This window comes from Streptomyces sp. NPDC104096 (genome assembly GCF_055584385.1).
In genome coordinates this window covers 185290-197116 of sequence record NZ_JBVJMD010000004.1, presented here as the reverse complement: position 1 = coordinate 197116, position 11827 = coordinate 185290, and the positions used below count along the sequence as shown (strand labels likewise).

Genomic DNA, 11827 nt, shown 5'->3' with positions numbered 1-11827 from the left:
CCGAGCCGTTCACTCCCCTCACACATCACCGAAACACCGATAGGTGAATATGGAACTTTCTTTGGTGCGGCATGTCCGGATCGAGGTGCCCTTTCCCCTCGTGCGACGGCCGCGGGGGAATTCCGGGGGGCGATCTTGAACTGACCGGGAAGGGGTGTGTGCCGGCTTCCGCGGGCGCCGGACGATAGTCCGGTCCGCCGTTCATACGCTGTATCCGCCGTCCACCCCCAGGGCCTGTCCCGTGATGAACCCGGCCCGGTCCGAGGCGAGGAAGGCGACCGCTTCCGCGATGTCCCCCGCCTCGCCGAAACGGCGCAGCGGGATGGCGCGCCGGGCGGCGGCCAGGGCCCGCTCGTCGAGGTCCCCGGAGTCGATCAGCCGCGCCGCGATGCCGTCGGTGAGCATGCCGGGAGCGACGCAGTTCACGCGGACGCCGTAGCGTCCCTCCTCGGCGGCCAGCGCCCGCGCCACCGCCTCGACCGCCCCCTTCGCCCCCGACGACAGCCCGTCACGCACCGGGAAGCGGCGCGTGGCGACCGTGGTGACCGCGACGATGCCGCCCCGGCTCTCCCGCAGCAGCGGCAGGCAGGGGTGGACCAGGTTGAAGAACGCCACCGCGTCGCCCTCCAACTGGGCCCGGTACTGCCCCGGTGCGACCCGGCTCAGATGCAGCATCGGCACATGCGGCCCGGCGGCGTACACCACCGTGTGCAGTCCGCCGTGGGTCCGGGCGGCCTCGGACACGGCGGCGGCCGCGGCAGTCTCGTCCCGCAGGTCCAGCCGCACCGCGCGGACCCGTCCGCCGTGCGCCGCACCCTGCGCCACCAGGTCCCGCGCCGCCGTCGCGTCGCTGCGGTAGGTGAACGTCACGTCGCTCCCGCGCTCGGCCAGCACCCGGACGACCGCCGCCCCGACGGCGCCGGTGCCGCCCGCGACGAACGCGGTGCCCGCCCGGCCGGAGAAGTCCCGCCCGCTCATGTCCGTACCTCCAACGCTGCGGCGACGGCGATCCGTGTGCCCCCAGGTTGTAGCGGCGGACGGCGAAGAGTGACAGCCATGTGCACGGACGGGTTCTCGGGCACGAGACGCGCGGCCCGAGACCCGCGTTACGGAACGAGTGTTACGGGACGGGTGTGACGAGACCGGCGGCAGGCCTGGGGTGCGGCGGACATCGCGGGCGGCGAGGACGGGACCCGGGCGCGCGAGTCGGCCCGGCGGACCACGGCCGCGTACAGCGGGTCGGAGCTCCGGGGCCCGCGGACCCGCGGTCGGCGGTCTCGCGGTCGGCGCCCCGGCGCAGGCACCTGTGCGCGTACGGTAGTGTTGACCTGCGTGATCACGCGGTTCGCCGGACGAGTCGTACCGAGTGGGTCGCACCGGGACGTGGCGCAGCTTGGTAGCGCACTTGACTGGGGGTCAAGGGGTCGCAGGTTCAAATCCTGTCGTCCCGACGGTGCGAAGGGTCCTCGCGGACGGAAGTCCGCGGGGACCCTCTTCACGTGCGGCCCGTGTGCGGCCCGCACGCGGTCGGTGCGCGGCCGCGGGCGGTCACTGTTCCCGCAGGTCCTTGACCCGGCGGAGCTTGCCGAGCGAGCGCTCCAGGGTCTCCGGGTCGACGACCGTCACCTCCACGGTGACACCGACCCCGTCCTTCACCCCCTGGGCGATCGTCCGGGCGGCCGCCTCGCGCTGCTCGGGACCGGCGCCGGGACGGGCCTCGACCCGCACCACCATGTGGTCCATCCGGCCGCGCCGGCTGAGCTGCACCTGGAAGTGCGGGGCCACTCCGGGGGTGCGCAGCACGATCTCCTCGATCTGGCTGGGGAAGACGTTCACCCCGCGCAGGATGATCATGTCGTCGCAGCGGCCGGTTATCTTCTCGATCCGGCGGAAGGCGGGCCGGGCGGTGCCGGGCAGCAGCCGGGTCAGGTCCCGGGTGCGGTAGCGGATGATCGGCAGCGCCTCCTTGGTGAGGGAGGTGAAGACGAGTTCGCCGCTGTCGCCCTCGGCCATGACCTCGTCGGTGATCGGGTCGACGACCTCGGGGAAGAAGTGGTCCTCCCAGACGTGCAGCCCGTCCTTGGTCTCCACGCACTCCTGCGCGACACCCGGGCCCATCACCTCGGACAGCCCGTAGATGTCCACCGCGTGGATGTCCAGGCGCTCCTCGATCTCGCGGCGCATCTCCTCCGTCCACGGCTCGGCGCCGAAGATGCCGACCTTCAGCGAGCTGTCGCGCGGGTCCAGGCCCTGCCGCTCGAACTCGTCGAGCAGGGTGAGCATGTACGACGGCGTGACCATGATGATCTCGGGCTCGAAGTCCTGGATGATCTGCACCTGGCGCGCGGTCATGCCGCCGGAGGCGGGGATCACCGTGCAGCCGGCGCGTTCGGCGCCGTAGTGCGCGCCGAGACCGCCGGTGAACAGGCCGTAGCCGTAGGAGACGTGGACCTTGTGGCCGGGGCGGCCGCCCGCGGCGCGGATCGAGCGGGCGACGACGTCCGCCCAGACGGAGAGGTCGTTCTCGGTGTAGCCGACGACCGTGGGGCGTCCGGTGGTGCCGCTGGAGGCGTGCACCCGGCGTACTTCCGACATGGGCACGGCGAACATGCCGAAGGGGTAGGTGTCCCGCAGGTCGGCCTTGGTGGTGAAGGGGAACCGGGACAGGTCCGCCAGGCTGCGGCAGTCGTCGGGCTTGACGCCCGCGTCGTCGAACTTCCTGCGGTACAGCTCGACATTGTCGTAGGCGTGCCGGAGCGTCGCGCGCAGCCGCTCCAGCTGGAGTTCGCGCAGCTGCTCGCGGGTCAGGCGCTCGCCGTCGTCGAGCAGCTCGCCGGGGACCGGGTCCCCGAGCCGTCCGCCGCCCGGGGCCGCGGGGCCCGTCAGTCCGCTTGCGCTGCTCATCGCGACTCCTTGCTCTGTGTGCTTCGAACCGGCTGCGCTCCAACCGGCTGCGATCGAACCGGCTGCGACCGGTCGCCGCTCGATCGATCGGGCTGCGACCGATCCGGCTGCGTGCCGCGCACGGTGCGGCTGCGGCCGCGGAACTCCGCGATCACCTCGTCACCGCGCAGCACGCTCACGTCGTACAGACCGCTGCGGCCGAACCGGGTGCGCTCCGTCGCCGTGGCCACGAGGACGTCCCCCTCGTACGCGGGCGCGACGAAGTCGACGTCGGCGCCGGCCGCGACGGTCACGGGGCCGTGGCTGTTGCAGGCGCAGGCGAAGGCGGTGTCCGCCAGCAGGAACAGATAGCCGCCGTGGGCGATGCGGTGCCCGTTGACCATCGCGGGGGTCACGGTCATCCGCGGCACGGCGCTTCCCGTACCGACCTCCAGCAACTCGATGCCGAGACCGCGGGAGGCCTCGTCCGCGGCGAACATCTCCTCCGCCGGGCCGAGGGCCGTGTCACGGGCCTGCGTCACGATCTCACCACCTTGTGAACCGACCGAACATTCGGTTAGCGTGCGCACCGCCAACGTAATCCCGCACCGCCGTCGACTGTCAAGGTCTTGCCCGGCCGGGAAGGAACAGGCACACTGGAACCGAACGAATGGTCGGTTGGGAAGCTGGTGCAGATGACCACGACAGACTCCACGCCCGCCCCCGAGGGCCTCCAGGAGCACTTCGACGCGACGATCGCGCGCGACCAGCGGATCGAGCCCCGGGACTGGATGCCGGAGGGCTACCGCAGGACGCTGGTCCGGCAGATCGCGCAGCACGCGCACTCGGAGATCATCGGCATGCAGCCGGAGGGCGAGTGGATCACCCGCGCGCCGTCGCTGCGCCGCAAGGCCATCCTGTTCGCCAAGGTCCAGGACGAGGCCGGCCACGGCCTGTACCTGTACTCCGCCGCCGAGACCCTGGGCGTGGACCGCGCGGACCTCACCGAGAAGCTGATCGAGGGCCGCCAGAAGTACTCGTCGATCTTCAACTACCCGACCCTGAGCTTCGCCGACGTCGGGGTGATCGGCTGGTTCGTGGACGGCGCGGCGATCTGCAACCAGGTGCCGCTGTGCCGCAGCTCCTACGGGCCGTACGCGCGCGCCATGGTGCGGATCTGCAAGGAGGAGTCCTTCCACCAGCGCCAGGGCTACGAGCTGCTGCTGACCATGATGCGCGGCACCGACGCCCAGCGCGAGATGGTCCAGGACGCGGTGGACCGCTGGTGGTGGCCGTCCCTGATGATGTTCGGGCCGCCGGACGACGCCTCCCCCAACTCGGCGCAGTCCATGGCCTGGAAGATCAAGCGGCACAGCAACGACGAGCTGCGCCGGCGGTTCGTCGACATGACCGTCCCGCAGGCCGAGAAGCTCGGCGTCACGCTGCCCGACCCGGACCTGCGCTGGAACGAGGAGAGCGGCCACCACGACTTCGGCACCCCGGACTGGGACGAGCTGATGCGGGTCATCAAGGGCGACGGCCCGCTCAACACCGAGCGGATCGCGCGCCGCCGGGCCGCCCACGACGAGGGCGCCTGGGTGCGTGAGGCGGCCACCGCCCACGCGGCGAAGCGGAACAAGCGGGTTCAGGAAGGTACGGCGGCATGACACAGCAGGACTGGCCCCTGTACGAGGTGTTCGTACGCGGCAAGCGCGGCCTCAACCATGTGCACGTGGGCTCGCTGCACGCGGCCGACGACGGGATGGCGCTGACCCACGCCCGCGACCTCTACACCCGGCGCAACGAAGGGGTGAGCATCTGGGTGGTGCGCTCCGAGCACATCGCCGCCTCCACCCGCGACGAGAAGGACCCGTTCTTCGCGCCCAGCGCGGACAAGGTCTACCGCCACCCGACCTTCTACGACATCCCCGACGACGTCCCGCACATCTGAGGAGCAGGGCATGAGTGACGACCACGTCTACCTGACCCTCGCCGAGGGACACGAGGACGACGCCCGCTGGGCGTTCGGCACCGGATTCGAGGACCCGCTGCACGGCGTGGACACCTCCGTGCCGGACGGTGTGGACGCCGCCGCGCTGGCCGCCTGCTGCCTGGCGCTCGGCGACGACGCCCTGGTGTCCGCCCAGCGGCTCGCCGAGTGGACCACCCGTGCCCCCGAGCTGGAGGAGGAGGTGGCGCTGGCCAACATCGGCCTCGACCTCCTCGGCCAGGCCCGGCTGCTGTACGCGCGCTGCGGCCAGGTCGACGGCAGCGGGCGGGGCGAGGACGCCTACGCCTACTTCCGCGACGCGGACGCCTTCCGCAACGTACGGCTGGCCGAACTGCCCAACGGGGACTTCGCGTTCTCCGTCGTACGGCTGCTGGTGCTGTCCGCCTGGCGGCTCGCCCTGTTCGAGCGGCTCGCCGGCTGCGCCGACCCGGTGCTCGCGGCGATCGCGGCGAAGGGCGTCAAGGAGCTGGCCTACCACCGGCAGTACGCGGCCGAGTGGGCCGTACGCCTCGGCGACGGCACGGACGAGTCGCACCGCAGGATGCGCGCCGCCCTCGCCGACGTCTTCCCGTACGTGGACGAACTCCTCGCCACCGGCCCGGGGTTCGGGATCGACGCGGCGGACGTACGCGAGGAGGTGACGGCCGTGCTCGGGCAGGTGCTCGACGCCGCCGGCCTCGCGCTGCCGGACGTGCAACCGCTGCCCGGAGCCGGGCGCGACGGCGACCGCACCGAGCATCTCGCCCCGCTGCTCGCCGAGTTGCAGAGCGTGGCCCGGGCCCACCCGGAGGCGACATGGTGACCACGGCGACCCCGCCCACGGACGTCCGGCGCGCCCGGCGGATCGCCGCGCAGGTGCCGGACCCGGAGCTGCCCATGCTGACCCTGGCCGACCTCGGCGTCCTGCGCGACGTCGAGGTGGCGCAGGACGGTACGGTCGTCGCCAGCCTGACGCCGACCTACTCGGGCTGCCCCGCGATGGCCGAGATGCGCGCCGACGTGGCCGCCCGGCTGCGTGCCGCGGGATTCGCGCGGGTGGAGATCCGTACCGTCCTGGACCCGCCGTGGACCACCGACTGGATCACCCCAGAGGGGCGCCGCAGGCTCGCCGAGCACGGCATCGCGCCGCCCGGCGCCGCCCCCGGGCGCGCCGCCTCCGGCCCGGTGCCGCTGGTGCTGTCCGCGACCCGGCGCACGGCCGTGCCCTGCCCCCGCTGCGGTGCGGCGGACACCGAGGAGACCTCCCGGTTCTCCGCCACGTCGTGCAAGGCGCTGTGGCGCTGCCTCGCCTGCCGCGAGCCGTTCGAGTACGTCAAGGAGATCTGATGGCCCCGACCGCCCCCGCCTCGGCGGCCGTACGTCCGCGTCCGCGCCGCCGTCCGGTCTTCCACCCGCTGCGGGTCGCCGCCGTCCAGCCGCTGTGCGAGGACGCCGCCGCCGTCAGCTTCGAGATCCCCGAGGAACTCGCCGAGGAGTTCGCGTTCGCCCCGGGCCAGTCGCTCACCGTGCGGCGCGAGATCGACGGACGCGACGAGCGCCGCTCGTACTCCATCTGCTCCCCGGCCGGCTCCGTGCCGCGGATCGGGGTGCGCGTGGTGCCCGGCGGTCTGTTCTCCTCCTGGCTGGTGCGCGAGGTGCGCCCCGGCGACACGGTCGAGGTGATGGCGCCCACCGGCGCGTTCACCCCCGACCTCACCGAGCCCGGCCACCATGTCCTGGTCGCCGCCGGTTCCGGCATCACGCCCATGGTGTCCATCGCCGAGTCCGTCCTCGCCGCCGACTCCCGCTCGCGGGTCACCCTCTTCTACGGCAACCGGCGCACCGGGTCCGTGATGTTCGCCGACGAACTGGCGGACCTGAAGGACCTGTACCCCAGCCGCTTCCAGCTCGCCCATGTGCTCTCCCGCGAGCCGCGCGAGGCCGAGGTGCTCTCGGGCCGGCTCGACGCCGACCGGCTGCGCGCGCTGGTCGGCGCGCTCGTCGACGTGGAGAGCGCCGACCACTGGTGGCTGTGCGGCCCGCACGGCATGGTCCGGGACGCCCAGGAGGTGCTGGCCGGCCTCGGCGTACCGGTCGAGCGCGTCCACCAGGAGCTGTTCTACGCCGACGACGAACCGGTCCGCGAGGTGCGGCACGACGAGGACACCGACGCCGCCGACGGACCCGTCAGCCAGGTGACGCTCACCCTCGACGGCCGCTCCACCACCTCGGCCCTCTCCCGTCGCCGCACCATCCTCGACGGAGCCCAACTGACCCGCCCCGACCTGCCCTTCGCCTGCAAGGGCGGGGTGTGCGGCACCTGCCGTGCGCTGGTCACCGACGGCGAGGCCGACATGCGCCGCAACTTCGCCCTCGAACCGGGCGAGGTCGACGCGGGTTACGTCCTGACCTGCCAGACCTTCCCGGTGTCGGAGAAACTGACCGTCGACTTCGACAGTTGAGCCGAGCGGGACACCCCGGGGCGCGATCCAGGCGCCCCGGGGTTTTCCCGTGCCCGCCTGGTGAACGCCCCCTTGACGACGGCCCACGGCGGACCGACACTCCCGATAGGAATCCTAGTGAATAGGTAGGGAAACATGGGCTGCCTCGGACCGGTCACCGCGCACGCGGGCCGTTCGCCGTCCTCGCCGCCTCGCCCCACGCCCCTTCTGACCTCCCGCCGTCACATCGACCTCCAGCGCGTCTGCAGCGCGATCGGCCGACCCGTCTGAGCCGGCCCCGCACGCCCCGGCACCCGCCTTCCGCGGCCTGCCGTCCGAGCGCACCGGGCCGCCCGTCCGACGTCGCTTCCGCCGCGCGTCCGTCGCGCGATCGCTCTCGGGGAGAGTCATGACCGTCACACCGCTCGCCGCCGTGCCCTCCGCCCGCCTCGCTCCCGCCTTCCGCGGCCGCCTCGGCCGCGACGCGCGCAGCGGCCACTACGCCGTACCGCGCCGCTACCGGCTCCACCTGTCCACCGCATGTCCCGACGGGCTGCGCATCGCCGTCACCCACAGCCTGCTCGACCTCTCCGAGGCCTGCCCGGTGACCTGGCTGCCGGCGGTCCCCGACGACCCCGACGGCGGCCACACCGCACTGCGCCCGCTGTACGAGGCCAGCGCCCACCGCTACACCGGACCGGCCCTGGCGCCGGTGCTCGCCGACGACTGGTCGGGGCGGATCGTCAGCACCCACGCCCCGGACATCATGCGCGACCTGGCCCGCGGCTTCGGCGGCGACGGACCCTCGCTCTACCCGAGCGGCACCGAGGCCGCCGAGTGGCCGTCCGTGTCCGGCATCGACGAGGCCGCGCAGCACGCCGGACGGGCCGGAGCCGGGGAGGACGAGCGGGCCGCCGCCCTGGACACCCTGCTGGCCGCGCTCGGCGCGCTGGAGCGCGGGCTGGCCGGCCGCACCTGGCTGGCCGGCGACCGACCGACCGCCGCCGACGTGGAGTTGTGGGTGACCCTGGTGACCCTCGACACCGTGCACCGCCACCATCTGGACGCCGCCGCCGTGCACCGGCTCGTCGACCACCCCGCCCTGTGGGCCTACGCCCGGCGCCTGACCGCCCACCCGGCCTTCGGCGCCCACCTCGACCTCGACGGCATCGCCCGCCGCCACCACGCCCACTGCCGGGGCCTGGAGGCCGCCGGTTCGGCCGTCCAGATCCTGGACTGGGCCGCCCACGCGGCGGCCGGGACCGACCGGATCTGAGGGCGCCGACACGTCGGCGGGCCGGTGACGTCTCCCTCCCCCGAAGGTGACGTCACCGGCCCCTTTCCCCCGGCGCCGGACCGCGGTCCGTGCGTCCGGGTCAGGCCGGTCCTGTGCTCACCAGCACATGACCGCCGTCTCGCCCGACCCCCTGACGGAGTACAGACGGACCCGGACGAAATAACGGCGGCCCTTGACCAGACGGGCCCGGACCGTCGCGTTGTGCGGGGTGCCCCCGTCGTCCCGGCCCGCCAGGAAGCGGGGCTCCCCGTCCCGTTCCTCGAACACCACGACGACGGTGTCGCTGTCGCCGAACGTGCCCACCGTGTACGTACGCGTCTCCGCCGGCTCGACGGCGAAGTCGGCCTGCTCGCCCGGGCCCAGCCGCAGTGGCGCCGAACGGAACGGCACCAGCGCGGGCGGCCGGCCGGGACCGGCCGGCGGATACCAGCGGAGCACGAACTCCTTGTCGAGCGGGGAGAGCCCGCCGGGCGGGTGCAGCCCGCCGCGGAACTGCTCGGGCTCCAGGACCAGCCCCGACGGGAACGGGTACTCCATGATCGACAGCGGGTCCCAGGCCGTGCCGTTCACCTCGGCCGGGTCCAGTTTGCGCAGGATGTTGTTGTACGTGGTCTCCCGGCTCCAGAAGTTCGGCGGGCCCGCCAGATCGGCGTACACGGCCTCGTCGTCCCAGTGCAGACCGGCGAACGGGCTCTGGTGCTCGTGCACCATGCCCAGCGCGTGCCCGATCTGGTGCAGTGCCGTCGGGCGCTCCCCGGGCACGGTGAGATCCCAGCCGAAGTTCATGGTGCGCTCGTTGAGACCGACGCGGAGCGCGTCCTTGCCCACGGCCGACCAGGACCCGTCACCGAACTGGAATCCGATCCGCAGCTCGGCCTCCGAACGGTCGCCGACCTCGACGAAGGAAACGCCGATGCCGAGGTCCTGCCATTCCCGGAAGCACTCGCGCACCAGGTCCCGTTGCTCCTCGGCGCCGACCCACGACACCCACCGGGTCTCGCCGCTGCCCGGCAGGGCGATCGGGGACCCGTCGGCGTCGCCGTCGAAGAAGTGGTAGTGCACGACCGTGCCGTTGACCCACATCGACCGCCCGCCCACGAGCGCGCCGAGCCGCTCGGCGGTCAGCCCCGCCGGGAAGGCGGCTGCCGACTGCTGCGCGAGGGAGCAGTAGCGAGCGGTCATGGGCACAGCCTGCCGCGCACCGACCCCGGCACACCTGAGTCGCGGTCTACTCAAGTCGCCCTGTATCAGGGGTGAGTATCCCCGCTCATACCCTCGTGACGACTTTCGAACGGGACGCCAAGACCCTCGGACCGCCCTGGCCGTTCACCGGACGGGAGGACGAACTGGAGCTGGTCAGGCGGTCCCTGGCCGCCGGGCGCCCCGGCATCGTGGTGACCGGCCCGGCGGGCTGCGGCAAGACCCGGCTCGCCACGGAGGCCGTGCGGGGCACCGGCTGCGTCCGCGTGGCCGGCACCCCCGAGACCCGCGACCTTCCGCTGGCCGCCTTCGCGCCGCTGCTCCCGGACACCGTCTCCCTGCACCAGGCCGTCCGACTCCTTTCCGGCACCCGGCTGTTGATGGTCGACGACGCCCAGCTGCTGGACGACGTGTCGGCCGCCCTGGTCCATCACCTGGCCGTGCACGGCCGCACCCGGCTGCTGGTCGTCGCCACCGACGGCGTCCCGGCCCCCGGCGCGGTGAGCCGGCTGTGGACCGGCGAACTGCTGCCCCGCCTCGCGCTGACGCCACTGCCCCCCGAGGAGAGCGCACGGTTGCTGGTGGCGGGGGCCGGAGGCCCGCTCGAACCGCTCACCGTCGACCGGCTGCACCGCCTGTCCCGGGGCGATCTGCGACTGCTGCGCGAACTGCTCGGCGCGCTGCACGCACAGGGGGCCCTCACTCCGTCCCCGGAGACCGGCGAGCGCGCCTGGCGCGGCCCGGTACCGGTGACCGCCGCCGTCCGCGAACGCACCGCCCGGCTCCTGGAACGCGCCTGCCCCGACGAGCGCGAGACCCTGGACCGCCTCGCCTTCGCCGAGCCCCTCCCGCTGCCCGCCGACACCTTCGACCTGCGGATCCTCGAACGCCTCGAGTCCGACGGCCTGATCGAGACCGACGGCCTGATGGAGACCGGCGACCCGATCGAGACCCACGGCCGTGCCGAGACCGACGACCTTCCCGGCGGCGCGGGCGCCGTCCGGCCCGCGGGGACCGCGCACGCCGTCCGCCTCGCCCACCCGCTGCACGGCCCGGTGCTGCGGGCCGCGGCCGGCCGGCTGCGGGCGGGGCGGCTGGCCCGTACCCCGCAGGAACGGGAACGCGCCCTGGCGAGCGAGTCGGCCGCGCTGGAGCACCGGATCGCCCACGCGGACGTACGGGACCTGCCGGCCCCCGTGGGGGAGTGGCTGGTGGCGGAGGGCGCACCGCTGCCGCCCGGGCACGCGGCCGTACGGGCCCGGTTCTGCCGGCTGCGCGGCCGTCTGCGCGAGGCCGGAGCCTGGGCCAGGGAAGGCCTGCGCGGCGCGCCGGACGACCTCGCCTGCCGCCGCGAACTGGCCCTGGCCGCCGCCCAGTCGGGCGATGTCACGACCGCGAGCGAAGCCGCCGCCGACCAGGCGTCGCAGGCGTGGCTGGCGGCCGCCCGCGGAGACGTCACCGCCGCACTCGAGGCCCTGCGCGACGTGCCCGGGGACCGTGACCCGTACGCCCGCTACGAGGCCGTCCGGCTCGGCGCACCGGCCGAGGCCGCCCGCCGCCTGCCCGCCGACGGAGTGCTCGCCGTCCACGCCAGAGCCCTCGCGCACGGCGACGCGGCCGCCCTGGACCGCGCGGCGCGGGCCCTGGAACAGCGCGGCTTCCTGCTCTTCGCGGCGGAGGCGCACGCCCAGGCCGCCCGGGCCCACCGCGCCCCGGGCGCCGCCCGCACCTCACGCGCTCGCGCCGCCGCACTCGCCCGGCGCTGCCAAGGCGCCCGCACCCCGGCCCTGTCGGGACTGGCCCTGGGCGAACTCACCGCCCGGCAGCGGCAGATCGTCACCCTCGCCGCGGCGGGCCTGAGCAACCGCGAGATCGCCGAACAGCTCACCCTCTCCATCCGCACGGTCGGCAACCATCTCTACGGCGCCTACGCCCGCCTCGGCGCCGGCGACCGCGACGCCCTGCCGTGGCTCGTCACGGACGGCCCGCAGCCGCAGCCCCGTTCGGCCTGAATCC

Annotated in this window: 12 protein-coding genes and 1 tRNA gene; 9 read left to right on the top strand and 4 right to left on the bottom strand. The window is 73.8% G+C overall.

All coding sequences use genetic code 11. From position 1 onward, the window contains the following. Positions 1-201 precede the first annotated feature (201 nt). Positions 202-978 (bottom strand): SDR family NAD(P)-dependent oxidoreductase, encoded by a 777-nt coding sequence (locus ACZ60B_RS07020; RefSeq protein WP_469384878.1) that lies wholly within the window; start codon positions 976-978, stop codon positions 202-204. A gap of 399 nt (positions 979-1377) precedes the next feature. On the opposite strand from ACZ60B_RS07020, the gene ACZ60B_RS07015 reads away from it, so the two are divergent. Continuing rightward, positions 1378-1451, top strand: a tRNA-Pro gene (locus tag ACZ60B_RS07015). A gap of 97 nt (positions 1452-1548) precedes the next feature. Here ACZ60B_RS07015 and paaK read toward each other — a convergent pair. Both paaK and paaI read right to left on the bottom strand, forming a co-directional pair. Next, positions 1549-2904, bottom strand: a complete 1356-nt coding sequence (paaK, locus tag ACZ60B_RS07010) for a phenylacetate--CoA ligase PaaK (RefSeq protein WP_469384876.1) — start codon at positions 2902-2904, stop codon at positions 1549-1551. Next, a complete protein-coding gene (gene paaI / locus ACZ60B_RS07005; protein WP_469385077.1) occupies positions 2901-3383 on the bottom strand; it encodes a hydroxyphenylacetyl-CoA thioesterase PaaI in 483 nt (160 codons plus the stop codon). The genes paaK and paaI overlap by 4 nt, the downstream gene beginning before the upstream one ends. 195 nt (positions 3384-3578) lie before the next feature. On the opposite strand from paaI, the gene paaA reads away from it, so the two are divergent. The 7 genes from paaA to ACZ60B_RS06970 all read left to right on the top strand — a co-directional run bounded on the left by paaA (position 3579) and on the right by ACZ60B_RS06970 (position 8590). Next, positions 3579-4550 carry a 1,2-phenylacetyl-CoA epoxidase subunit PaaA gene (paaA, locus tag ACZ60B_RS07000; RefSeq protein WP_469384874.1) on the top strand — a complete coding sequence of 324 codons (972 nt, stop codon included), beginning with the start codon at positions 3579-3581 and terminating at the stop codon, positions 4548-4550. Next, positions 4547-4834 carry a 1,2-phenylacetyl-CoA epoxidase subunit PaaB gene (paaB, locus tag ACZ60B_RS06995; RefSeq protein WP_392608395.1) on the top strand — a complete coding sequence of 96 codons (288 nt, stop codon included), beginning with the start codon at positions 4547-4549 and terminating at the stop codon, positions 4832-4834. Before paaA ends, paaB begins: the two co-directional genes overlap by 4 nt. Positions 4835-4844: 10 nt before the next feature. Beyond that, positions 4845-5696, top strand: coding sequence for a 1,2-phenylacetyl-CoA epoxidase subunit PaaC (paaC, locus tag ACZ60B_RS06990; RefSeq protein ID WP_469384872.1), 852 nt, complete (start codon positions 4845-4847; stop codon positions 5694-5696). Then, entirely contained in the window at positions 5690-6220 is a 531-nt protein-coding gene (paaD, locus tag ACZ60B_RS06985) for a 1,2-phenylacetyl-CoA epoxidase subunit PaaD (RefSeq protein ID WP_469384871.1), read from the top strand. The genes paaC and paaD overlap by 7 nt, the downstream gene beginning before the upstream one ends. Next, positions 6220-7335 (top strand): 1,2-phenylacetyl-CoA epoxidase subunit PaaE, encoded by a 1116-nt coding sequence (gene paaE / locus ACZ60B_RS06980; protein ID WP_469384869.1) that lies wholly within the window; start codon positions 6220-6222, stop codon positions 7333-7335. The genes paaD and paaE overlap by 1 nt, the downstream gene beginning before the upstream one ends. Before the next feature lie 135 nt (positions 7336-7470). Then, on the top strand, positions 7471-7605 hold the full coding sequence (locus ACZ60B_RS06975; RefSeq protein WP_469384867.1) for a putative leader peptide: 135 nt from the start codon (positions 7471-7473) through the stop codon (positions 7603-7605). Positions 7606-7723: 118 nt separating this feature from the next. Then, on the top strand, positions 7724-8590 hold the full coding sequence (locus ACZ60B_RS06970; RefSeq protein WP_469384865.1) for a glutathione S-transferase C-terminal domain-containing protein: 867 nt from the start codon (positions 7724-7726) through the stop codon (positions 8588-8590). A 117-nt stretch (positions 8591-8707) separates the two neighbouring features. Here the strand turns inward: ACZ60B_RS06970 and absR1 are convergent, their stop codons facing one another. Then, entirely contained in the window at positions 8708-9793 is a 1086-nt protein-coding gene (gene absR1, locus ACZ60B_RS06965; RefSeq protein ID WP_469384863.1) for a beta-glucuronidase AbsR1, read from the bottom strand. 95 nt (positions 9794-9888) lie between these two features. Here absR1 and ACZ60B_RS06960 point away from each other — a divergent pair, with 95 nt between their 5' ends. Then, positions 9889-11823 carry a LuxR C-terminal-related transcriptional regulator gene (locus ACZ60B_RS06960; RefSeq protein ID WP_469384861.1) on the top strand — a complete coding sequence of 645 codons (1935 nt, stop codon included), beginning with the start codon at positions 9889-9891 and terminating at the stop codon, positions 11821-11823. The last annotated feature ends 4 nt before the right edge of the window (positions 11824-11827 follow it).

Excerpts from the sequence above, each read along its gene's own strand:
- ACZ60B_RS07020 (WP_469384878.1), bottom strand. The coding sequence starts at position 978 with ATGAGCGGGCGGGACTTCTCCGGCCGGGCGGGCACCGCGTTCGTCGCG.
- paaK (WP_469384876.1), bottom strand. The coding sequence starts at position 2,904 with ATGAGCAGCGCAAGCGGACTGACGGGCCCCGCGGCCCCGGGCGGCGGA.
- paaI (WP_469385077.1), bottom strand. The coding sequence starts at position 3,383 with ATGTTCGCCGCGGACGAGGCCTCCCGCGGTCTCGGCATCGAGTTGCTG.
- paaA (WP_469384874.1), top strand. The coding sequence starts at position 3,579 with ATGACCACGACAGACTCCACGCCCGCCCCCGAGGGCCTCCAGGAGCAC.
- paaB (WP_392608395.1), top strand. The coding sequence starts at position 4,547 with ATGACACAGCAGGACTGGCCCCTGTACGAGGTGTTCGTACGCGGCAAG.
- paaC (WP_469384872.1), top strand. The coding sequence starts at position 4,845 with ATGAGTGACGACCACGTCTACCTGACCCTCGCCGAGGGACACGAGGAC.
- paaD (WP_469384871.1), top strand. The coding sequence starts at position 5,690 with ATGGTGACCACGGCGACCCCGCCCACGGACGTCCGGCGCGCCCGGCGG.
- paaE (WP_469384869.1), top strand. The coding sequence starts at position 6,220 with ATGGCCCCGACCGCCCCCGCCTCGGCGGCCGTACGTCCGCGTCCGCGC.
- ACZ60B_RS06975 (WP_469384867.1), top strand. The coding sequence starts at position 7,471 with ATGGGCTGCCTCGGACCGGTCACCGCGCACGCGGGCCGTTCGCCGTCC.
- ACZ60B_RS06970 (WP_469384865.1), top strand. The coding sequence starts at position 7,724 with ATGACCGTCACACCGCTCGCCGCCGTGCCCTCCGCCCGCCTCGCTCCC.
- absR1 (WP_469384863.1), bottom strand. The coding sequence starts at position 9,793 with ATGACCGCTCGCTACTGCTCCCTCGCGCAGCAGTCGGCAGCCGCCTTC.